The organism is Microbacterium sp. 22195, assembly GCF_052056515.1.
GTDB lineage: Bacteria > Actinomycetota > Actinomycetes > Actinomycetales > Microbacteriaceae > Microbacterium.
The window spans coordinates 914,656-936,218 of the sequence record NZ_JBQEPE010000001.1 but is presented as its reverse complement, the minus strand read 5'-3'; the positions used below and the strand labels follow the sequence as shown (position 1 = coordinate 936,218).

Annotated in this window: 22 protein-coding genes; 10 read left to right on the top strand and 12 right to left on the bottom strand. The window is 69.9% G+C overall.

Translation table 11 applies throughout. The features are described from left to right. Positions 1-64 precede the first annotated feature (64 nt). Positions 65-1,255, top strand: coding sequence for an MFS transporter (locus tag ACTJJ4_RS04670; protein ID WP_440942818.1), 1,191 nt, complete (start codon positions 65-67; stop codon positions 1,253-1,255). Between the two features lie 33 nt (positions 1,256-1,288). On the opposite strand, the gene metX is transcribed toward ACTJJ4_RS04670, so the two are convergent. Beyond that, positions 1,289-2,494, bottom strand: a complete 1,206-nt coding sequence (metX, locus tag ACTJJ4_RS04665) for a homoserine O-acetyltransferase MetX (protein ID WP_440942220.1) — start codon at positions 2,492-2,494, stop codon at positions 1,289-1,291. Positions 2,495-2,945: 451 nt separating this feature from the next. On the opposite strand from metX, the gene ACTJJ4_RS04660 reads away from it, so the two are divergent. Beyond that, the gene (locus tag ACTJJ4_RS04660) at positions 2,946-3,692 is read left to right on the top strand and encodes a hypothetical protein (protein WP_440942219.1); all 747 of its coding nucleotides are present in this window, start codon (positions 2,946-2,948) and stop codon (positions 3,690-3,692) included. 158 nt (positions 3,693-3,850) lie between these two features. Here the strand turns inward: ACTJJ4_RS04660 and ACTJJ4_RS04655 are convergent, their stop codons facing one another. After that, complete coding sequence (locus ACTJJ4_RS04655) at positions 3,851-5,173, bottom strand: bifunctional o-acetylhomoserine/o-acetylserine sulfhydrylase (RefSeq protein ID WP_440942218.1); 1,323 nt, start codon at positions 5,171-5,173, stop codon at positions 3,851-3,853. A gap of 137 nt (positions 5,174-5,310) precedes the next feature. Here ACTJJ4_RS04655 and ACTJJ4_RS04650 point away from each other — a divergent pair, with 137 nt between their 5' ends. The 3 genes from ACTJJ4_RS04650 to ACTJJ4_RS04640 are packed head-to-tail and all read left to right on the top strand — an operon-like array spanning position 5,311 to position 7,294. Beyond that, positions 5,311-6,096: an SDR family oxidoreductase gene (locus ACTJJ4_RS04650; RefSeq protein ID WP_440942217.1), complete on the top strand. Its 786-nt coding sequence runs from the start codon at positions 5,311-5,313 to the stop codon at positions 6,094-6,096. Then, complete coding sequence (locus tag ACTJJ4_RS04645; protein ID WP_440942216.1) at positions 6,096-6,794, top strand: uracil-DNA glycosylase; 699 nt, start codon at positions 6,096-6,098, stop codon at positions 6,792-6,794. Before ACTJJ4_RS04650 ends, ACTJJ4_RS04645 begins: the two co-directional genes overlap by 1 nt. After that, positions 6,791-7,294: an N-acetyltransferase family protein gene (locus tag ACTJJ4_RS04640; RefSeq protein ID WP_440942215.1), complete on the top strand. Its 504-nt coding sequence runs from the start codon at positions 6,791-6,793 to the stop codon at positions 7,292-7,294. The genes ACTJJ4_RS04645 and ACTJJ4_RS04640 overlap by 4 nt, the downstream gene beginning before the upstream one ends. A gap of 2 nt (positions 7,295-7,296) precedes the next feature. On the opposite strand, the gene ACTJJ4_RS04635 is transcribed toward ACTJJ4_RS04640, so the two are convergent. From ACTJJ4_RS04635 to ACTJJ4_RS04610, 6 genes are read right to left on the bottom strand one after another with little or no spacing between them, the layout of a single operon-like run. After that, positions 7,297-8,097 carry an ABC transporter ATP-binding protein gene (locus ACTJJ4_RS04635; RefSeq protein WP_440942214.1) on the bottom strand — a complete coding sequence of 267 codons (801 nt, stop codon included), beginning with the start codon at positions 8,095-8,097 and terminating at the stop codon, positions 7,297-7,299. Next, complete coding sequence (locus ACTJJ4_RS04630; protein ID WP_440942213.1) at positions 8,094-8,915, bottom strand: ATP-binding cassette domain-containing protein; 822 nt, start codon at positions 8,913-8,915, stop codon at positions 8,094-8,096. The genes ACTJJ4_RS04635 and ACTJJ4_RS04630 overlap by 4 nt, the downstream gene beginning before the upstream one ends. Beyond that, a complete protein-coding gene (locus ACTJJ4_RS04625) occupies positions 8,912-9,781 on the bottom strand; it encodes an ABC transporter permease (RefSeq protein WP_440942212.1) in 870 nt (289 codons plus the stop codon). Before ACTJJ4_RS04625 ends, ACTJJ4_RS04630 begins: the two co-directional genes overlap by 4 nt. Continuing rightward, positions 9,778-10,731, bottom strand: coding sequence for an ABC transporter permease (locus tag ACTJJ4_RS04620; protein WP_440942211.1), 954 nt, complete (start codon positions 10,729-10,731; stop codon positions 9,778-9,780). Before ACTJJ4_RS04620 ends, ACTJJ4_RS04625 begins: the two co-directional genes overlap by 4 nt. A 1-nt stretch (position 10,732) precedes the next feature. Further along, positions 10,733-12,262 carry an ABC transporter substrate-binding protein gene (locus ACTJJ4_RS04615; RefSeq protein WP_440942210.1) on the bottom strand — a complete coding sequence of 510 codons (1,530 nt, stop codon included), beginning with the start codon at positions 12,260-12,262 and terminating at the stop codon, positions 10,733-10,735. 56 nt (positions 12,263-12,318) lie between these two features. Continuing rightward, entirely contained in the window at positions 12,319-13,233 is a 915-nt protein-coding gene (locus ACTJJ4_RS04610) for an alpha/beta fold hydrolase (RefSeq protein ID WP_440942209.1), read from the bottom strand. A 160-nt stretch (positions 13,234-13,393) separates the two neighbouring features. Between ACTJJ4_RS04610 and ACTJJ4_RS04605 the strand changes: the two genes are divergently transcribed. Beyond that, positions 13,394-14,098: a tyrosine-protein phosphatase gene (locus tag ACTJJ4_RS04605; protein WP_440942208.1), complete on the top strand. Its 705-nt coding sequence runs from the start codon at positions 13,394-13,396 to the stop codon at positions 14,096-14,098. Positions 14,099-14,183: 85 nt separating this feature from the next. Further along, the gene (locus ACTJJ4_RS04600; protein WP_292702078.1) at positions 14,184-14,645 is read left to right on the top strand and encodes an SIP domain-containing protein; all 462 of its coding nucleotides are present in this window, start codon (positions 14,184-14,186) and stop codon (positions 14,643-14,645) included. On the opposite strand, the gene ACTJJ4_RS04595 is transcribed toward ACTJJ4_RS04600, so the two are convergent. From ACTJJ4_RS04595 to ACTJJ4_RS04580, 4 genes are all read right to left on the bottom strand, one after another. Further along, positions 14,624-15,109: a Fe-S oxidoreductase gene (locus tag ACTJJ4_RS04595; protein WP_440942207.1), complete on the bottom strand. Its 486-nt coding sequence runs from the start codon at positions 15,107-15,109 to the stop codon at positions 14,624-14,626. The two genes, ACTJJ4_RS04600 and ACTJJ4_RS04595, sit on opposite strands and share 22 nt — an antisense overlap. A 31-nt stretch (positions 15,110-15,140) precedes the next feature. Then, positions 15,141-15,947, bottom strand: a complete 807-nt coding sequence (locus tag ACTJJ4_RS04590; protein ID WP_292702084.1) for an arginase family protein — start codon at positions 15,945-15,947, stop codon at positions 15,141-15,143. An 83-nt stretch (positions 15,948-16,030) separates the two neighbouring features. Beyond that, positions 16,031-16,768: a PspA/IM30 family protein gene (locus tag ACTJJ4_RS04585; RefSeq protein ID WP_285633394.1), complete on the bottom strand. Its 738-nt coding sequence runs from the start codon at positions 16,766-16,768 to the stop codon at positions 16,031-16,033. Between the two features lie 101 nt (positions 16,769-16,869). Continuing rightward, a complete protein-coding gene (locus tag ACTJJ4_RS04580; protein WP_440942206.1) occupies positions 16,870-18,918 on the bottom strand; it encodes a TPM domain-containing protein in 2,049 nt (682 codons plus the stop codon). A gap of 90 nt (positions 18,919-19,008) precedes the next feature. Here ACTJJ4_RS04580 and ACTJJ4_RS04575 point away from each other — a divergent pair, with 90 nt between their 5' ends. Genes ACTJJ4_RS04575 through ACTJJ4_RS04565 form a run of 3 tightly spaced genes read left to right on the top strand, consistent with a single transcriptional unit; the run spans position 19,009 to position 21,496 of the window. Further along, positions 19,009-19,848 carry a DUF3097 domain-containing protein gene (locus ACTJJ4_RS04575; protein WP_440942205.1) on the top strand — a complete coding sequence of 280 codons (840 nt, stop codon included), beginning with the start codon at positions 19,009-19,011 and terminating at the stop codon, positions 19,846-19,848. Between the two features lie 59 nt (positions 19,849-19,907). Next, positions 19,908-20,633 carry a tRNA (guanosine(46)-N7)-methyltransferase TrmB gene (gene trmB, locus ACTJJ4_RS04570; RefSeq protein ID WP_292702091.1) on the top strand — a complete coding sequence of 242 codons (726 nt, stop codon included), beginning with the start codon at positions 19,908-19,910 and terminating at the stop codon, positions 20,631-20,633. Next, positions 20,630-21,496, top strand: coding sequence for a CPBP family intramembrane glutamic endopeptidase (locus tag ACTJJ4_RS04565; protein WP_440942204.1), 867 nt, complete (start codon positions 20,630-20,632; stop codon positions 21,494-21,496). Before trmB ends, ACTJJ4_RS04565 begins: the two co-directional genes overlap by 4 nt. Positions 21,497-21,563: the final 67 nt, after the last annotated feature.

The window sequence follows — 21,563 nt, the reverse complement described above, 5'->3', positions numbered from 1 at the left end:
CCCCGCGCTCGCCCGCCACTAGCATGGACAGGTGACTCCCTCGAACCTCTCGAGGGGTGCGGCGATGAGGGCGCTCCTCTCCCTCGCCATCGGCAGCTTCGGCATCGGCATGACCGAGTTCGTCATGATGGGCCTGCTTCCCGACATCGCCCAGGACCTGCTGCCCGACCTCTGGGCGCGCAGCCAGGAGCAGGCGATCGGTCAGAGCGGTGTGCTCGTGTCGATGTACGCGCTGGGCGTCGTGATCGGCGCGCCGACCATCGCCGGTGCGGTCGCGCGGTATCCGCGGCATCGGGTGATGCTCGGCCTCGCCGTCGCCCTCGCCCTGTTCAACGCACTCGTCGTGGTGCTGCCCGGCTTCGGACTGGTCGGGATGGCACGTCTGCTGGCCGGCCTCCCGCACGGCGCCTACTTCGGCATCGGCGCGCTCGTCGCGGCCGACGTGCTGGGTCCGGGGCGTCGCGCCCAGGGAGTGGCCTTCATCCTCACCGGGCTCACGATCGCGAACGTCGTCGGCGTGCCCGTCGGCACCTATCTCGGCCAGCAGTGGGGCTGGCGGACCGCGTTCCTCGCCGTCACCCTGGTGTTCGCGCTCGGCGCGGTGTGCATCGCGCTGTTTGTGCCCGCCCACGAAGGCGATCCCGGACGCACGATGCGCTCCGAGCTGGGGGTGTTCCGCTCCTCGCAGGTGTGGCTGACGCTGGGCGTCGGCGCGATCGGATTCGGCGGCTTCTTCGCGGTGTACAGCTACATCGCCCCGCTCGTCACCGAGGTCGCCGGAGCACCGCAGTGGGCGGTGCCCGTGACGCTGGTGCTGGTGGGGGTGGGCATGACCATCGGCAACCTCGCCGGCGGCCACTTCGCCGACCGCGACCTGCGGGCCACGCTGCACTTCGGACTGGCGGGCCTCGCCGCGGCGCTGGTCCTGCTCGCGCTGCTGGCCTGGTCGTTCGCCGCGCTGGTGGTCCTGGCACTGATCGTCGGTGCGCTCTCCGCGATGATCAGCCCGGCGATCCAGACCCGGCTGATGGACGTCGCCGGAGACAACCAGTCGATCGCGGCAGCGCTGAACCACTCCGCGCTGAACATCGGCAACAGCCTGGGTGCGTTCCTCGGCGGCGTCGCGATCTCGCTCGGGCTGGGGTTCACCGCTCCGGAGTGGGTGGGCGCGGGGCTGGCGCTGCTGGGACTCGGCATCACCGTGATCGCGTACCGGGCGGAGCGGCGGACACTGCAGGCATCGGCCGCGGTCTGAGCCGCGGATCCCCGGCGGCCACCGCGGGACGGCTCAGGCGTCGAGCAGCCGCTGCAGATGCATCCCGACCTCGTCGGTCTCGATGAGGAAGCCGTCGTGGCCGAAGTCGCTGGCCAGCACGATCGCCTCGTCGTCGATGAGGTTCGGGATGCTGCGCGCGATGCGCTGCTGCCCGTCGACCGGGAACAGCCGGTCGGTGTCGATGCCGATCACCAGGCTCTTCGCGGTGACGGTGTGCAGCGCCTCCTCGACACCGCCGCGGTCGCGCCCGATGTCGTGGGAGTTCATCGCCTCGACCACGGTGATGTAGCTGTTCGCATCGAAGCGGCGGGTGAACTTGTTGCCGTGGAAGTCCAGGTAGGACTCCACCGCGAAGCGACCGCCGTGGCCGAGCGGGGAGACCCCGGACTGCCAGGAGCGCTGGAACCGCTGATTCAGCTCGATCGGGCTGCGGTAGTTCAGCAGCGCCATGCGGCGGGCCAGCGCCAGACCGCGGTGCGGGCCCTCGCCGAGGGCCGCGTCGTAGTACTCGCCGCCGGCGAAGCGCGGATCCATCCGCACGGTCTCCAGCTGCACGAAGTTCAGGGCGAGCTGGTCGGCCGTCGTCACCGGGGGAGAGGAGAGCACGGCCAGGCGTTCGACGCGATCAGGAGCCATGACGGCCCACTCCAGAGCGTGCATGCCGCCCATGGAGCCGCCGATCACGGCGGCCCAGGTCTCGATGCCGAGCTCGTCGGCCAGCCGGATCTGCGCAGCCACCTGATCGCGGATCGTGAGGTAGGGGAAGCGGGATGCCCACTCCCGGCCGTCCGGGGCGATGCTCGCAGGGCCGGTCGAACCCTGGCATCCGCCCAGCATGTTCGGGGCGATCACGAACCAGCGATCGGTGTCGATCGCAGCTCCCGGTCCGACCACGGAATCCCACCAGCCGGCCGTCGGATGCCCGGCGCCGGCCTCGCCGCGCACGTGGCTGTCACCGGTCAGCGCGTGCAGGATGAGCACCGCGTTGTCGCGCGCCGCGTTGAGCTCGCCCCAGGACTCCCAGGCCAGGCGCATCACGGGCAGGTGCTGGCCGCTCTCGGTGCGCAGATCGCCCAGGAAGGTGAAGCGGCGGTCGCCCGCGGGGTCGCCGTCGCGCCAGGCGCCGGTCGCGGGGGGACGGGCGCGCAGCAGTCGCTGGTCGGCCTCGGTCACGGGTGCCGAGGGCACCGTGTCCTCTGAGGTCGTCTGCCAGTCCATGTCTCCCATTCTCCCGGGTGCCCGCCTGCGGGAGCGGAAGGTTACGCCTCGTTCTCTCGGCTCTGCTCCTGCCCACCCCGCGGAGTCTGCTCCTGCCGACCCCACGGAGAAGGAGGAAAACGTTCGTCAAACCCTGCTAGAACCGATGTTTTCCTCCTCCCAGCGGAAGGAGGCCTTCATTCTGCACAGGTCGCGGTGAATACCGGGTTATCCCCTGAGCACGGGAATCCGTCGTCGCTCCGCCTTTTCGCTCCGCGAGCATGGACGAATGCGAACACGAGTGCGTCTTCCGCCCAGGCTGGGCGTCCGGTTCACGATCCAGGAGGCCGCACGGGCCGGAGTCGGACGGTCCAGGCGGGACGCTCCTGATCTTGCCCGACCATTCCCCGGCATCCGCAGTGTCAGACCGCCCGAGACGTTCAGCGAGCGGGTCGACACATATCTCCGGCGGATGAAGCCCGGGCACCGCTACGTGGGACGGACGGCCATGCGGCTGTGGGGACTGCCCCTGCCCTGGGCATGGAATCGCGGAGAGCCCCTGGACGTGGCCGTCCCGCCGGATGCCGCACCGCCTCGGACCGCCGGCGTCACGGGGCGCAGGCTCGCCCCTCACCGGGCGGAGACACTGATTCTGCAGGGCGTTCCGGTCGTCGACGCGACCGCGGCGTTCTTCTCGGCCGCTGCCGAGCTCGGTCTGGGGCACGCCGTCGCCGTCGCGGACGCACTCCTGACCACCGCGGACGACTACCCGGGGCTCGGTCCGGGCAGACCTCTGGCGACACGCGAGACGATCACGCGAAGGCTCGCCGAGTGGGGAAGGTTCCCTGGATCGGCGACGGTGCGAGAAGCGCTGAAGCTCGCCAGGGAGAAGGTGGAATCGCCCAAGGAGACCGAGACGCGACTGCTGCTGGTGAATGCCGGGATGCGGGAGCCCGAGATCCAGTTCGAGGTGAGAGTGGGGCGTCGCCTGGTCGCGAGGACGGACCTGGCCTACCCGGAGCTGAAGACAGCGATCGAGTACGAGGGCGATGGCCATCGGCGTAGCAAGGAGCAGTGGCGCATCGACATCCGCCGTCAGCGCGAACTCGTCGCGCACGGATGGATCGTCGTCCGCCTCACCCAGGCCGACCTCGATGACGGCGGACGGCTTCTGCTGGAGAGTGTCCGTTCGGCGTTCGCGACCCGCAGGAGCTCATGAAAGGAGGAGAACGTCGGAGATCCGCCGGCTTGATCGACGTTTTCCTCCCGAACCGGCGCGGAACGGGACCCGAAGCCGGACGAGGATCTCCGCCGCACACGCACGGATGCCCCGGACCGCGCGGTCCGGGGCATCCGTGTCTCTGAGGAGGAGTCCGATCAGGCGCGAGCGGCCTCGGCGACGCGACGGGCCGCGGAGAGCGCCGTCTCCAGGTCCGCCTTCAGGTCGTCGATGTTCTCCAGGCCCACCGACAGGCGCACCAGGCCCGGCGTGACGCCGGCGGTGAGCTGCTGCTCGGGCGAGAGCTGGGAGTGGGTGGTGGATGCCGGGTGGATGACGAGCGAGCGCACGTCACCGATGTTGGCGAGGTGGCTGAACAGCGTGAGGCTGTTCACGAACTCGCGACCGGCCTCCACGCCGCCCTTGAGCTCGAAGGACAGCACCGCGCCGACACCCTTGGGGGCGTACTCGTTGGCCTTGGCGTACCAGGGCGACGAGGGCAGACCCGAGTAGTTCACCGAGGCGACGTCGTCGTGGTTCTCGAGCCACTCGGCGATCTCCTGCGCGTTCTGCACGTGACGCTCGACACGCAGCGAGAGCGTCTCGATGCCCTGGATGAGGTTCCACGCGCTCTGCGGGGCGATCGCGGAGCCGAGGTCGCGCAGCAGCTGCACGCGGGCCTTGATGATGTACGCGAGACCGTCGCCGACCGCGGTGGTGTAGCTGGCGCCGTGGTAGGACGGGTCGGGCTCGGTGAGGCCGGGGAACTTCTCGACGTTCTTCGACCACTCGAAGGAGCCGCCGTCGATGATCGCGCCGCCGATGGTGGTGCCATGGCCGCCGAGGAACTTGGTGACCGAGTGGATGACGATGTCGGCGCCGTGCTCGAACGGGCGGATGAGGTACGGGGTGGCGATCGTGTTGTCGACGATCAGCGGCACGCCGCCCTCGTGGGCGATGTCGGCGACCCCGCGGATGTCGAGGACGTTGATCTTCGGGTTGCCGATGGTCTCGGCGAAGAACAGCTTCGTGTTCGGGCGGAGCGCCGCGCGCCACTCGGCCGGGTCGTCCTGGTTCTCGACGAAGGTGACCTCGATGCCGAGCTTGGCGAGCGTGTACTTGAAGAGGTTGTAGGTGCCGCCGTAGATCGAGCTGGACGAAACGATGTGGTCGCCGGCCTGAGCGATGTTCAGCACGGCGAACGTGGACGCCGCCTGACCGCTGGAGAGCACGAGCGCGCCAGTGCCGCCCTCGAGCGCGGCGAGGCGCTGCTCGAGCACGTCCTGGGTGGGGTTCTGGATGCGGGTGTAGATGTTCCCGAACTCGGCCAGGGCGAACAGATTCGCGGCGTGGTCGGCGTTGTCGAACACGTAGGAGGTGGTCTGGTAGATCGGCGTGGCGCGCGCCTTCGTGACCGGGTCGGGTGCTGCGCCGGCGTGGATCTGCTTGGTCTCGAAGCGCCAGTTCTCGGGTGCGGACATGAGGTTCTCCCAGAGTGAGTGGTGGTCGTGCGGCCGGATGCCTGGAAGCGAGGTTACGGAGCATGCACGAAGCCCGACAACAGCCGGGAAATGTTACGTAACACAGCGAACGGCTCCGAAAGCCGTACGGTGGAGGAATGCTGAACAGACGTGCCGTGGTCACAGGGGCGAGTACCGGTATCGGAGAGGCCGCAGTGCGTGCGCTGCGCGCGCAGGGCTGGGACGTGGTCGGCGTCGCCAGACGGGCGGAGCGGCTGGAGGCGCTCGCCGCGGAGACGGGTTCGACCGCGTTCGCCTGCGATCTGACCGATCCGGATGCCGTGGCCGCGCTCATCGAGGAGCTCGAGCGCACCGGTCCCGTTCATGCCCTCGTGCAGGTGGCCGGCGGCGCGCGGGGCACCGACAGCGTCGAGAACGGCTCGATCGACGACTGGCAGTGGATGTACGACGCGAACGTGCTGTCGACGCAGCGGCTCGTCGCAGGCATCCTGCCGCTGCTGCGCCGCGCCGCGGAGGACACCGGCCACGCCGACACGGTGTTCGTGACGTCGACCGCCGCGCAGACCGCCTATCCGGGTGGCGCCGGTTACAACGCGGCGAAGGCCGCGGAGTCGATGCTCGTCAAGGTGCTGCGTCAGGAGCTGAACGGCGAGCCCATCCGCGTCGTCGAGGTCGCTCCCGGCATGGTGCACACCGAGGAGTTCACCCTCAACCGCCTCGGCGGCGACCGCATCGCCGCGGACGCCGTGTACTCGGGTGTCGAGGAACCGCTGCTGGCCGAGGACGTCGCCGATGTGATCGCCTTCGCCCTGAACGCGCCGCGCCGCGTGAACCTGGATCTCGTGACCATGCGCCCGGTGGCGCAGTCCGCGCAGCACCTTCTGGCGCGCGGGCCGCTGCACGTCCGCACCGACGTCGACTGATGCCGCAGACGCTCGCCCAGCTCGCCGAGGCCGGGCAGATCGATCCGGGATGGGCGGAGGCGCTCGCGCCCGCGCAGCCGCTGATCACCGAACTGGGGGACAGGCTGCGCGCCGAGAACGCGGCCGGCCGCGGGTACCTGCCCGCGGGGCCCCATGTGCTGCGTGCGTTCCAGCGACCCCTGGCCGACGTGCGCGTGCTGATCACGGGTCAGGACCCCTACCCGACGCCGGGGCATCCGATCGGCCTGTCGTTCGCGGTCGACCGCGAGGTGAGGCCGCTCCCGCGCAGCCTCGGAAACATCTACAAGGAGCGCCAGGACGATCTCGGCATCCCTCCGGCTCCGCACGGCGACCTGACCGCCTGGAGCGACCAGGGCGTGCTGCTGCTGAACAGGGTCCTGACCGTGCGCCCCGGCACCCCGGCCTCGCACCGCGGCTGGGGCTGGGAGAAGGTCACCGAGCTCGCGATCCGCACGCTGGTCGCGCGCCGGAAGCCGCTGGTCGCGGTCCTCTGGGGAGCGGATGCCCGGGGCCTCAAGCCCCTGCTGGAGGACACCCCGATCATCGAGTCCGCCCACCCCTCGCCGCTGTCGGCGAGCCGGGGCTTCTTCGGGTCGAAGCCGTTCTCCCGGGCGAATACGATGCTGGAGTCGATGGGCGCGCAGCCCGTCGACTGGCGTGTGGAGGGAGAGGCATGAGCGCACTGCGCATCCGGCCGGTGGCGGATGCCGATCTGCCGGCGATCCGCGACATCTACAACCACTATGTGCGCACCTCGACGGTCACCTACGACGAGGTCGAGTCCACGGAGCAGACCTGGGCGGACAAGGCCGCGAAGATCGCGGACGCGGGCATCCCGTTCCTGGTGGCCGAGGCGGAGGACGGTGGACTCCTCGGGTATGCGCTCGGCCAGCAGTGGTCGCCGAAGTCGGCGTACCGGTTCACGATCGAGAACTCGATCTACCTCGCCCCGACGGCCGGCGGCCGGGGGATCGGGTGGGCGCTGCTCGCCGAGTTCCTGGACGCCTGCCGCGCAGCGGGCCTGCGCCAGGTGATCGCCGTGATCGCCGACCGCGGAGCCGAGGCCTCCATCGCCCTGCACCGCAAGGCGGGCTTCACCGACGCGGGCCGGCTCACCGAGGTGGGCCTGAAGTTCGGCGAGCCGCAGGGCGTGTTCCTGCTGCAGAAGACGCTCTAGCTCTAGCTCGAGCCGTCCGGGTGCGGAATGACGGGGATCGCTGCCAGCAGCCGCCTCGTGTAGTCCTCGGTCGGGCGCTGCAGCACGGCATCCGTCGGCCCGCGCTCCACGATCCGTCCGTCCTTCATGACCATGACCGTGTCGGCGAGGTTCTGCACCACGCCGATGTCGTGCGAGACCATGATGACCGTGAGGCCCTCCTCGCGCTGCAAGTCCGTGATCAGCTCGAGCACCTGCGCGCGGACGGTCACGTCGAGCGCCGACAGGGGCTCGTCGCCGACGAGGACGCGGGGGCGATGCGCGATGGCGCGCGCCAGGGCGATGCGCTGGCGCTGCCCGCCCGAGAACTCATGCGGATGCCGGTCGGCCATGCCGGCCTCCAGACCCACCTGCTCGAGCACCTCGCGCACTCGCGCACGGTGGTCGCCCGGGATGTCGAGGGCCCAGAGCGGCTCGGCGATGATCCGGCCAGCCGTCATCCGCGGATCCAGCGATGCGTACGGATCCTGGAAGACCAGCCCGGTCTGCCGGCGCAGCCAGTGCAGGGAGCGGGCGGATGCCGTGGCATCCACGTCCCTGCCGTCCACCGCCACCCGGCCGGTCGTCGGACGATCGAGTCCCAGCAGCAGTCGCACGAGGGTCGACTTCCCGGAGCCCGACTCGCCGATGATGCCGACCGACTCGCCTTCGTCGATCGTCAGATCGGTGGGATGCAGGGCCGTGCTGGTGCGTCTCGACTCGAACAGGGTGCGCTTCGGAAGGGCGAACGTGCGGCTGAGGCCCTCCGCCTCGATGAGGCTCATGCGACGCCTCCCTTCGGGCCGTGACCCTCGTCATGCCCGGCGTCGGGACGCCACAGCGTCGCGGTCGCGTCGCGCAGCAGCGCCTGCGTGATCGGGGACGACGGCGCCGTCAGCAGCGTCGAGACCGGCCCCTGCTCGACGACGCGGCCGTGCTCGAGCACCACCGCATGCGTCGCCACCTGCGACAGCACGGCGAGGTCGTGCGTGATGAACACCAGCGACATGCCGTGCTCCTCCACCAGCGACAGCAGCAGCTTCAGGACCTCGGCCTGGATCGTGACGTCGAGGGCGGTGGTGGGCTCGTCCGTGATCAGCAGTTTCGGCCGGCAGGCGAGCGCCATCGCGATCGCGACGCGCTGACGCTGGCCGCCGGAGAGCTGATGGGGGTAGCGGTCGACGATGGCATCCGGCTCCGGGAGCCGGACGCGAGCGGCTTCGGCGACGGCCCGCTCGCGGGCCTCGCGGCGTCCGATGCGCTCGTGGATGCGCACCGATTCCGCGATCTGCCGGCCGACGGTGCGGATCGGGTTCAGCGCGGTGCGCGGCTCCTGGAACACCATGCCGATCTCATCACCGCGCAGCTTCGCGAGCTCGCGGTCGGGCATTCCGATCAGCTCGGTGCCGTTCCAGCGGATGCTGCCGCTCGCCGTCGCCGCATCCGGGAGCAGACCCAGCAGTGCGAGCGCGGTCAGGGACTTGCCGGATCCCGACTCGCCGATCAGGCCGAAGCGCTGGCCGTCGGCGACCGAGAACGAGACGCCGTCGACCACGCGACGGCCGTCGATCTCGATGACGAGGTCATTCACCTCGAGGCTCATGCGACCACCGCCGGGACATGGACCTCTGCGCCGCGGCGGCTCAGCGTCGGGTCGGTGGCCTCGCGCAGGGCGTCGCCGAGCAGGTTCAGCCCCAGCACCGTGATCGTGATGGCAAGGCCCGGCCAGACCACGGTGAGCGGATGCACGCCGATGTAGCGCTGCAGATCCGCCAACAGGGTTCCCCAGGACGCCTCGGTGAGAGTCGCCCCGAAGCCCAGGTAGGACAGGCCGGCCTCGGCGAGCACGGCGACCGCCATCGACCAGGACAGCTGCACGATGAACACCGGCGCCACGTTCGGCAGCAGGTGGCGGACGAGGTTCTGCCCCGTGGTGAGGCCGCTCGCGCGGCCGGCCACGACGAAGTCGCTCTGCTGCACCCGGCGCAGCTCGGGCCGGGTGACGCGGGCGATGCTCACACCGAACCCGATGCCCACGGAGAACACGACGACCCACAGCGAACCGCCCCAGACGGCGGAGATCATCATCGCGATCATCAGCACGGGGAAGGCGATGAGGATGTCCACGAGAACTGCGACGGTCTCGCGCACCCAGCGCGCGGTGAGAGCGCCGAGGGCCGCGAGGGCGACGCCGACGAGGGTGGCGACGACGCCCGACCCCACGGCGACGAACAGCGTCGTGCGGGCACCGGCCATGACGAGGCTGAGGATGTCCCGCCCCGTGCCGTCTGTGCCCAGCAGATGCGGCCAGCCGGGCGCAGCCCATCGGCCCCGGATGTCGGAGAGCATCGGGTCGAACGGAGTCCAGAACAGCGAGACCAGCGCCGTCACGGCGATCAGCAGCACGACGATCACGCCGAAAAGCCCGGTGCGCGACGAGAGCAGGGAACGCAGCCAGCGGGGCATCATCCGGCCTCCTCGCGCTGTCGGGGGTCGATGGCGTGGTGGACGAGGTCGACCAGGAAGCCGATCACCAGCACGAAGCCGGTCAGCACCAGCAGCTCGCTCTGCACCTTCACGAGATCGCGCGTGCCGACGTCGGCCACCAGCATTCGCCCGATGCCGGGGAGCGTGAACAGCTGCTCCACGACGACCGAGCCGACGATGATGCCCGCGACCTGCACACCGAGCACGGTCACGATGGAGAGCCCCACGGCGGGGATGCCGTGCCGGATCAGCGCCTGGCGACGGGTGAGGCCCTTCGCAGCCGCAGTGCGCACGAAGTCCTGCCCCGCGGCCTGAAGGGTCGCGCTGCGCACGAAGCGCATCAGCATGGCGCCCTCGACGATCCCGATGGTCATGGCCGGCAGCAGCAGCGATTCGAACGCCTTGGCCGGGGTGGACCAGCCGGTGCGGGGGAAGCCCTGGGCTGGCAGCCAGCCCAGCCAGTGTGCGAAGACGACGACCAGCATCATGCCGGCCCAGATGACCGGGATCGCGGCGACCGCCTGTGCGGCGACGCTCAGCGCCGTGCCGCCGGCACGACCCCGCAGCATCGCGGAGAGCACGCCGAAGGGCGCTGCGATCAGCATCGCGATGGTCATGGACATCAGCGCCAGGGGCCAGGTCACGCGGGCCTTCTCGGCGAGCTCAGTGCCCACGGATGCCCCGCTGAGCTGAGAGGTGCCGAGGTCGCCGTGCAGGATGCCGCCGATCCAGTCGGTGTACTGCGCGAGCAGCGGCTTGTCGAGGCCGAGCGACTGGCGGATCGCCTCGACCTGCTCGGGGCTCGCCTGCGTGCCGGCGATCAGCTGCGCGACGTCGCCGGGGAAGACGCGCAGGGTGAAGAAGATGATCACGCTCGACACGAGGAGCCCTGCGATGAGCAGGACCCCTCGTGTGAGCGCGTAGCGGAGCATGTCAGCCGGCGGTCTTGGTGACGCCCGCGAGGTCGATGCGAGAGTTGATCGAGTCCTTCGGGAAGCCCTTGACGCCCGCGGTCAGGGCGGTCAGGGTGGCGCCGTTGTACAGCCAGTCGGCGGCGTCGTCCTCGGAGACGATCCGCGCGGCCTGCGCGAGCAGGTCGGCCGACTTCGCCGGGTCGAGCTCGGCCTGCGACTGCGCGTACAGGTCCTGAACCTGCTTGTTGTCGTAGCCGAAGTAGTACTCGGGGTTCGCCCAGTTGCTGAAGTCGCGCGGCTCGACGTGCAGCACGAAGCTCAGCTCGTAGTCGTGGTTCTTGTAGACGTCCTCGAGCCAGGTGGCGAACTCGACGCGGTCGACCTCGAGCGAGACGCCGATCTTCGCGTAGTCGGAGACCAGCACCTGAGCGACGGTCGTGCCGTAGAACGACGGGATCGTCAGCGAGAGGTCGAGCTTCTCGACGCCGGCCTCCTTGAGGAGCGCCTTGGCCTTGTCGGGGTCGTAGGGGACCAGCTTGGACAGGTCCTCGTAGCCCGGGTCGAGCTCCGGGATCGGACCGTACAGGGGCTGGCCGGCGCCGACGGCCTCGACGAGAGCGTCGTGGTCGACCGCCAGGCGTAGCGCCTCGCGCACGCGCTTGTCGTTCAGCGGAGCCTTCGCGTTGTTGAAGGCGAGCGTGGCCTTGTCGGTGGTGCGCCCCGTCGTGATCGTGAAGTCGCCGCTGTCCTTCAGCTGCGAGACCAGGTTCGGGTCGACCGCGGTGAGCACGTCGAGGCTGCCGTCAAGAGCCGCGTTCACGCCGGCGGTGAAGTCCGGGATGTACTGGAACGTGACCTCGGCGAGCCCGGCCTTCTTGCCCCAGTAGTCGTCGTTGCGCGAGAATGTGATCGAGCTGCCCTTGGCCCAGCGCTGCAGTGTGAAGGGGCCCGTGCCGTTCTCGGCGGTCTTCAGATCGGTGGTGTCTCCGGTCTTGAAGACGAGGCCGGCCGGTCCCGTGAGGTTGAAGAGGAAGTTCTGATCCGGCTTCGCCAGCGTGATCTGCACCGTCGTCGGGTCGGGGGCGGTGATCGCGGTGACGCCGGCGAACTCGGCGTTGCCCTGCACCGTGGCATCCGACTTCACGGTCTCGTACGAGGAGACGACGTCAGCCGAGGTGAGGGCGGTGCCGTCGTGGAAGGCGATGCCCTCGTTGAGCGTGAACGTGTAGGTGAGGCCGTCGGGCGAGATCTCGTGGGACTTCGCCAGGCGATCCTCGATCTTGTTGTCCTGCGTGCGCGTGACGAGGCCCTCGTAGATGTTGTCGACGAGGATCTGCTCGAGTGCTGCGCCGCTGGTGTGGCGGATGTCGAGGTTGGTGGGCTCGAGCACCAGCCCGACCGTGAGACCGGCCTTGGGGTCGGCCTTTCCCGTCGAGGTGGTCTGCGGCTCGGACGATCCGCCGCAGGCGGTGAGGATCAGGGCGCCGACGGCGAGGATGCCGATGGCCGCGAGACGGGCCGATCGTCGGGTGCTGCGGAAGGGAGACACGGTGTTTCCTCTCGGAGGGGTGCTGTGAGGCGCTGAGTGCGCAGCCACGGGGCTGGTCAGCGCGAAGGTCGGGTCAGGGCGTCGGATGCGAGGGAGGCGAGCAAGGCCGGGTCGGTCTCCTGCACGTTGTGGCCGGCGTCGACGGTGATCGCGGTGGCGTTCGGGAGACGCCGCTCGAACGCGGCGGCGTCGGTGTCGGCGAGGAAGCCGCGCGCACCTCGGACGAGGGTGACGGGTGCTCGGACCGCTTCGAGGTCCGCCCACGGGTCCGTCTCGGCGGCCTTCGCGTTCGCCGCGTTCAGCGCGTCGAAGGCGTGCCCGATGATGTGCGCGAAGTGGTGCTTCCACTCCACGCGACCGTCCTCGCGCACGCGCGTGTTGAAGAAGACACCGCGCTCGGTGTCCTCGCGGGAGCCGCCGAAGCCGAACGCCTGCGCCCGGTCGACGGCATCGTCGCGATCCGCGAACTCGGTCACCTGGTAGAAGTCGCGGAGAACGGCAGGGGCCGCGTCGGTGTCCATCCCCGGGACGATGTCGACGAGGATCAGCTCGCGGACGAGCTGCGGATGCCGCGCGGCCACGACGGATGCCGTGAGCCCGCCGAGCGAGTGGCCGATCAGCACCTGCGGGTCACGCGTCCACTCGGCCATCGCGACCGCGACATCGGCGGCGAGGGAGACGGGGGAGTAGTCCAGGTCCTCGCGCCAGGAGGAGTCGCCGTGACCGGCGAGATCGATCGCGAGGGCGGGACGGCCGAGCAAGAGCTGGACGGTGTCCCAGGTGTGCGCGTTCAGGCCGGCGCCGTGCAGGAGGGTGACCTCCGGTTCGCCCGCGCCGAAGCGGAGTGCGCTGAGCGTGCGGCCGTCCGGCAGCGTCAGCGCGATCCGCTCGGCGGAGGGTACGGTGGTGCCGAGCATCGCCGCCTGCGCGGGCAGGTACCGGAACTCGCTGGTGTCTTGTGCCACGGCCATATTCTGCTATCGGGATGTGGTTCACAGGAAATGCGGGATCATCATGACAAGTAATATCGGGTAATCATTCGTCACATAGTGAACTCATCGCAGATTTCACTTGTCGGTCTGTCCTGGCGGGTGTCCGACCGTGTCCTGCTCGCTCGCCTAGGCTGGAACCGTGACGGTCATTCGCATTCCTGGCGTGAACAACCTGCGCGATGTCGGCGGCATTCCCGTCGGTTCGGCGCGGGTGCGCGCGGGTGTGCTGCTGCGGTCCGGCCACCTCGCGCGGGTCACTCCGGAGGGGCAGACGATGCTGCGCGACCGCATCCGGCGGGTGGTCGATCTGCGGGACGACACCGAGGTGCGCTCGGAGCCCTCTGCGCTTCGTGACGTCCCGACGACTCGCGTGCCGCTCTTCCTCGGCTCGGTCGGATCGTTCTTCGAGCAGGACATGGACCTGGCCGGCATGTACGGCCATCTGGTCGACGACTGCTCGTCGCGCTTGGCGGATGCCGTGCGCATCATCTCCGAGGGGGAGTCCGCACTCGTGCACTGCACGGTGGGCAAGGACCGCACCGGAGTCATCGTCGCGCTGGCGCTGAGCGCGATCGGGGCGGATCGGGATGCCGTGGTCGCGGACTACGCGCTGACGGCATCGCAGCTGCCTGCTGAGCGCAATCGCGCCATCGCGGAGTACTTCCGCGCGCACATGCCCGATGCGCGCAACGCGATCCAGCTCGCCACGGAGTCGCCCGCACCGGTCATGGCCGCGCTGCTCGGCGATCTCGATCGTCGCTACGGCTCGGTCGCCGCCTACCTCCGCGAGGCGGGTCTCACGCAGGCCGAGCTGGATGGCCTCGCGGACGCGCTGATCGAGTGAGCGTGCGCTTCGACAGGCTCAGCATCCCAAGGCTGGGAGCCGCATAGGTTAGGCAACCCTTCCTCAGTGCTACGATGAAGACATCATGAGCACTGCCGAGACGACCGCGAGCGCACGCGCCGCACGCCGGGCATCCCGTCGTCCGCAGGCGCAGCACCTGATCACCGCCGACGAGAACTCCCTCGCCGAGCTGGAGGTCCTGCTCGCGACGCTGCCGCTGTGCGCCGTGGGCCGGGTGTTCATCGAGGTCGCCGACCAGGACGACGTCAGCGTCGTCTCGGCACCGCCGCGCATGACCGTCACCTGGCTGCCTCGCACCCGCAGGGGCGGCGTCCGTCGGGCGATCGGCGAGACGCTCAGCCGAGCCGCGATGGCGTGGGCCGACGAGATGCTGTGCGACGACTCCGAGGGTGCGATGCGCACCGAGGTCACGCTGTTGGGCGGCTACCTCAGCACGGCAGACATCGTCGAGCACCTCACCGGAGCGTGCGGCGTCGAGCCGACGGCCATCCACGCGCCCGCGCGCTACGGACTGCCGGTCTTCTGACGCTCCTGGGTCTCTGATCCGGTCGAAGGGCGGGACCGCGGCACGTAGCCGCCGTCCTCCAGCCCCGCCTCGATCTCGAAGCGGTTGCGCAGCGCATTCCGGCCGGCGAAGAGGTACAGCACGGGCATGAGGAAGCCGTAGCGCAGCCACTGCTGCTTGTGCACGCTCTCATGACGCAGCACGGCATCCGAGGGGTCGACGTCACCGGTCAGATAGCAGCCGCCCACGCACACCCCGCCGCGACCGTAAGCCCAGTCCGGCAGGCCGCGGAACACCCAGAGGCCGGCGCGGCGCTCGATCGGCCCGGTGCTCCAGAGCGAGCCCCAGACCCAGCCGACGGAGGTGCCCCACCAGTAGCCGATCCGGCTGATGGGGGAGCGCAGCAGGAACGAGGGGATGCGCAGATCGGAGCGCCGCCCGCGCTCGAGCGCACGCTCGGCGTCGGCGCGCCAGTCGGCGCTCACGCTGCACCCCTTCTCGCGCCTGTGCGCCGCGTCACGCCACGGACCCGATCAGGCGCAGGATCGCGCCCATGTCCTGCACGGCATCCGCAGGGCTGCGAGGCGCGAATCCCGCGATCGTCGCACCCGCGAGCGGGAGATCCTGGCGGACGCGCTTGACGGCCGCGGCAAGGGCGGCGGTACTGACGCCGAACGGCTCCGCGTCCGAGACGCCCTCGAACTCGGCGGGATCGATGACGTCGACGTCGATGTGCACCCAGACCCGGGATGCCCCGGTCGCGCGCAGCGCCTCGGCCACGGCATCCGGATCCTGCGCGTCGTCGGGCGAGAGCGTGCGCAGCGCATCCAGGCGCGACTTCTCGCCGTCGTCGACGCTGCGGGCGCCGAGCAGGACGACGCGCTCGGCGGGGATGCCGGGGTTCAGCGCGAGTTGCGGCTCCCCGTCGCCGAGCACGGCTCCGAGGGACATGCCGGAGAACGCGCCGGACGGGGAGGTGGAGGGATCGTTCAGATCGGGATGCGCGTCGCACCAGAGCACGGCGAGGTCCGAGGTGTCGATCGCGGAGAGCGCGAACACGCTCACGCTGCAGTCGCCGCCGACGAGCACGATCTGATCATCGGCATCCGTCATGTGCTCCGCGATCAGCTCGCGCACGCGCAGCAGCGAGCTGAGCCGGCGGACGCCGGTGCCCAGCGATTCACCGGCCTCGAGCGGCACATCCAGGACGGTGGTGTCCTTGCGGGGCAGGTCGCCGGCGATCGCGGTGGCACCGTCGACGAGGAGCATGGCCCGCGAGGCGGGCGAGCCCTGCCACTGCGGGACGATGAGGAAACGGGTCATGGTCTCTCCCGGGAGGAGAAGGAGCGGGCGGACGCCGGGATGCGGCATCCGCCCGCTCGGTCAATCTGCGTGTCCGAGTCCGATCACTCGGCTTCGATGGCGGCCTGCGGCTTGCCCGACTTGAGCTCGGCGAGGCGCGCCTCGACCTCGGTGAGCTCACCGAGGTCCTCGAGGCTCTCGAACTGCGCGTCCAGCGACGAGGCCGCGATCTCGGCCTTGCCCTGGGCGAGAGCCTCCTGGCGGCGGATCTTGTCCTCGAAGCGGCCGAGCTCGCTGGTCGGGTCGAGCACGTTGATCGAGCCGATGGCGTCCTGAACCTTGGTCTGCGCCTCGGCGACCTTGGCGCGGGCGAGCAGCTCGCTGCGCTTGGTCTTGAGCTCGCCGAGCTTGTTCTTCATGCCGTTCAAGCCGTCCTTCAGCTTGTCGACGATCTCGGTCTGCGACGCGATCTGCGGCTCGGCCGCCTTCGCCTCGCGCTCGGAGCTGATCTGGCGCTGCAGCGCGATCTTCGCGAGGTTGTCGAACTTGTCGGCGTCGGCGGTGTGGCCGGTGCCGCGCAGCTCGTCGGCCTTGCGGGAGGCGGCGAGGGCCTTGTTGCCCCAGTCCGTCGCCGCCTGCACGTCCTCCTCGTGGTCGCGCTCGAGAAGACGCAGGTTGCCGATGGTCTCCGCGATCGCGGACTCGGCGTCGGCGATGTTGTTCGTGTAGTCGCGGACGAGCTGGTCGATCATCTTCTGCGGGTCCTCGGCCTGGTCGAGGAGAGCGTTGATGTTGGCACGGACGAGCGTGGAGATGCGTCCGAAGATGGATTCCTTGGCCATTGTGTGGGTTCCTTTTTCTTCTCGGATGGTTGTCTTGCCGTGTACGTGTCTGGTCAGGTTAGAGCTCGATCTGATGAGCCGCGATCAGGTGCGAGATGCGGTCAGAACGAGCCGCCGCCTCCGCTGCTGCCGCCGAAGCCGCCGCCTCCTCCGCCGAAGCCGCCGACGGAGAAGCCGCCCCCGCCCCCGCCTCCTCCGAAGAAGCCGCCTCCGCCGCTCCCGCCGCCGCTGAAGCCGCCTCCGCCGCTCCCGCCGAAGATGCCGCCGCCGTCTCCCCAGCCGCCGCCACCGCCGTGGTGGTTGCCGGCCGAGCCGATGAGGACGCCGCCGATGAACGCGCCGAGATTGTCGTTCCCGCCTCCGCCGCCGTTCCACCCGCCGTAGTCGTTCTGGGCGAGGCGCAGGGCCTCGGCGGCGAGGGTGTCGGCGCGCTGCGCGAGCGCGAGGGCCTGAACCGGATCCGCCCCGGCGAGGCTCTGCGCCTGGTCGAGGTTCCCCTGGGCCTCGGAGAGCCGTGTGCGCGCGGTCGAGGAGATCGAGCCGCGCCGATTGAGGATGAAGCTCTCCGCCGAGGAGATCTGCATCTGCGCACGCTGCATCGCATCGCCGAGCATGGCGGCGGCGCGCTGGATCCTGGCCTGTTCGTCGCGCACATGCGCGATGACGCCGTCGATCGCGATGTTCGCCGCCTCCAGGACGCGCAGCGCCTCGACAGGATTTCGCCCCGATGCGCCGAGCTGACTCTGCGCCTGCCGGATGCCCTGTTCCGTGGCCGCGACGGCCTGGGCGACAGCACCCTGCGCGTCGGGCAGTGCGCGAGCCGTCTGCAGGTCGCTGCCCAGCTCTGCGATGAGGGCCGCGGCACGATCATCGGCGTCCTTCAAGGACTTCTGCAGCTGCTCGACGGCATCCTCCAGCTGCGTCGCCTGCTGCACGGCACCCTCGGCGGCGCGCACCGCGACGGCCGCGTCACCGGTCTTCCCCGCGGCGATGAACCCGTCGGCCGCCTCGACCTGGGCGTCGGTGAAGGCGAGGCGGGACCGAGCCTGGGCGGGGTTGTCGGCGACAGGGGAGATCGCGGCTGACGCGTAGGCGGCCGTGAGCGCGGCGAGGATCTGATCGGCGCGGTCCACCTCAGCACCGGCGGCGGCACGGAGCTTTCGCACATTGTCCAGCGCGGCGGGGGCGTTCTGCTCCAGCTTGCGCAGTTCGTCGAAGTCGGCCTTGCGCTCCTCGAGCACCTTCGTCGACTCGGAGCACAGCTCGAGGATGCGCTGCGACCACTCCAGCTTCTGCTCGTCGGTGTCGGGGACCTCGTCGTCGAGCTTCTGCTGCAGGGAGAAGGCCTCGTTCAGATTGGTGCGCGAGGTCTGCAGCGCCGTGACGAACTCGCCGATCACGTCATCGCCGAACTGGGCGCGCGCGTACTCCATCTCCTGCTCGCTGGAGCGGACGAGATCGTCGGTGCGCACCAGCGCGATGTTCGCCTGCTGGCCGATCTCCGCCAACTGGGCGCGGCGCTTCGCCTGTTCGGCTGCGCGCTTGCGCGCCCGCCGGATCAGCAGCACGACGACGACGATGATCACGGCGATCAGCGCGATGATCCCGAACACCGTCCAGCCCGTTGCGGCGCGCTGCGGGCCCAGCACATAGATGTCGTACGCCTCGTCCGCGCCTGCGACGACGGCGTGGCTGAAGTCGCTCGCCGTCAGGTCGGGGCGCATCGCGGAGAGGATCTGGTCTCGCTGCGAGACGGTCATCCGCCCGGCGTCCGGACGGTACATCGTGTACGAGCGCCCTTCCGTGGCCACGGAGATCAGGTACTGGTCGTCGCGGAAGCTGTTGCCCTGGGCCGTGGTGGTGGTCCACTGCTCCATCGATGCCGGATCGGTGTACTCGGGGATCATCACGAAGAACAGGTCGATGCCGGCTTCCGTGCGCAGCTTCTCGAGCGTGCTCTCCGCTTGAGCGCGATCGGAGCTCGACACGACGCCGCTGCGGTCGGTGATGTGCCCGTCGAGCGGCCCGGGGGCCGTCGCGGAGGCGGCGCTCAGCGAGAACCCGCCCAGGACCGTGCCGAGCAGGACCGCGACCCAGACCAGCCACCGTTGACGCATACTGTTCCCTCCGACCGGCAGCCGTGCCCCCATGCGACGAGTCTATGCACAGCGGCCGACACGCGACAGCATCCGCTGGGTGCTGCCCGTTCGCTGTCCGCGGAGGCGCATACGCTGGAAGGCATGGACGACAGGTACGGCAGCGATGTGCTCGCAGCGGGATGGCGGGAACGCGGCTTCGCGAAGGCGAGCGACGTGCCCGCCGTGAAGGATCTCGTCGTCGAGGTCGCTGCGGACGGCTACTGCGGCGCGATCACGCGGGTCGAAGCCGGGATGGTCGAGCTGGAGGACTGGAAGGGCCGCCGCCGCAGCTTCCCGATGGGCGGTGGATTCCTCGTGGAGGGCAAGCCGGTGCGACTGGTGGTGCCGAAGGCCGCGCCGCAGGGCACCAGGCGCACGGCGTCCGGCTCCTTCGTCGTCGCCGACGACCGCGCGAAGGTCGCGCTGCCCAGCCGCATCCTGGTCGAGGGCCGGCACGACGCCGAGCTCGTGGAGAAGGTATGGGGCGCCGACCTGCGGGTCGAGGGCGTCGTCGTCGAGTACCTGCAGGGCATCGATCTGCTCGAGGAGCTGCTGACGGAGGCACCGCCGAACGCGACCCGCCGCTACGGCGTGCTGGTCGACCACCTCGTGCCGGGATCGAAGGAGACCCGGATGGTCGAGCAGATCCTGCGCGGCCCGCACGGGAAGCACCTCAAGATCGTCGGTCACCCGTACATCGATGTCTGGCAGTGCGTCACGCCGGCCGCGATGGGCATCCGCGCCTGGCCGCAGATCCCGCGCGGCACGGACTGGAAGACCGGGATCTGCCGTGCGTTCGGCTGGCCCGCGGAGGACCAGGCCGACATCGCGCGGGCGTGGCAGCGCATTCTGTCCCGCGTGACCACCTTCCGCGATCTCGAGCCGTCGCTGCTCGGACGGGTGGAGGAGCTGATCGACTTCGTCACCGCTCCGGTATCATGAGCGGCCGGTCGCGCGGCATCCCGACGGGCCGGGAGGGCTCGCCCCGGTACCCTGGAGGGATGCCAGAACCCCGCACCTTCCGTGAAGAGCCGGTCTCGTTCGTGCGCCGCAGCGGCCGGATGTCCGAGGGACAGGAGCGGGCGTTCGAGGAGCTCGCTCCGTTCTATCTGATCGATGTCCCGCGCGACGTGGCGTTCACCTCGGTGCATCCGGATGCCCGCCTCGAGGTGGCATCCGTCTACGGCCGCACCGCGCCCCTGATCGTCGAGATCGGGTCGGGTCAGGGGCACGCGATCGTGTCCGCGGCGTCATCGCGCCCTGACGACGACTTCCTCGCCGTCGAGGTCTTCCGCGCCGGGCTCGCCCGGACGATGCTCGACGCGGATCGCGAGGGCGCCCGCAACCTCCGTCTCGTGGAGGCGAACGCCCCTGAGGTGCTGTCGACGTTCCTGCCGGAGGGCGCGGCATCCGAGGTGTGGATCTTCTTCCCCGACCCGTGGCACAAGTCGCGTCACAACAAGCGCCGTCTCGTGCGCCCCGGGTTCCCGGCGACCGTCGCGCGCGCTCTCGCCGACGGTGGACTGCTGCGTCTGGCGACCGACTGGGAGGACTACGCGCTGCAGATGCGCGAGGTGCTCGACGAGGCGCCCGAGTTCGAGCGCGCCTTCGACGGGGAGTGGGCCGAGCGGTTCGACGGCCGGGTGATGACCGCCTTCGAGCGCAAGGGCATCGCGAAGGGCCGCGACATCCGGGATCTGACATACCGCAGGGTTCCGCGGGTGTGACCTCCGTCGCCTGGCGGCGGCTGGGGCCCGCCGCACTGGTGTGCCTCGCGGCACCGGCGTTCTTCGTGCTCGGCTGGACCTGGCTGGGGTGGATGCTGATCGCGATCGGCGTCGGAGTGGCCGCGCTGCTGGAGCGCCGGCCGTCCGACAGGGGAGTGGTGTTCGCCGGTCACCGGCCGACGTGGCGCATCGGCGAAGGACGCGCGCCGTCACTCGTGCGGGATCTCCTGCTCATCGCGGTCGGGATGCTGATCGTGCACGCCATCTCGCTGGAGGCTCAGCTCGACGACGCGGCGATGCTGCGATTCACCTTGGCGCTCGGGGGAGCGGTGCTCGTGCCGTACCTCGTCTCGCGGTTCGCGTTCCGGGATCGGGCGATCTCGTTCCCGTGGCGCACCCGCAGGCGCTGGGCGCGCTGGCAGTGGGTGTGGCTGGTGGCCGTGCTGGTGCTCGGCTGGCTGATCCTGCCGTACTACTTCATCTCCAGCGGCGTGTACCGCAACTGGCCCGTGGTCGACTCGCCCGAGCTGATCGGACGGCTCTTCGTCGGCGTGGGAGCGGTGGGCATCTGGGACGAGCTGTTCTTCATCTGCACGGTGTTCGCGCTGCTGCGGAGGCACTTCCCCGACCTGGTCGCGAACCTGCTGCAGGCGATCGTGTTCGTGTCGTTCCTGTGGGAGCTCGGCTACCGGGCGTGGGGGCCGGTGCTGACCGTCCCGTTCGCCCTGCTGCAGGGCTGGATCTTCCTGCGCACGCATTCGCTCGCCTACGTCGTCACGGTGCATCTGCTGTTCGACGCGGTCGTGTTCGCCGTTCTCGTGCACGCGCACAATCCGGGCCTGCTCCCGATGTTCCTGATCTGAGATCGCCTCGCGGCCCGTAAGCGCCTGACGCACGACGGCCGCCTCGGTCTCCGCAGGTGGGAGACTG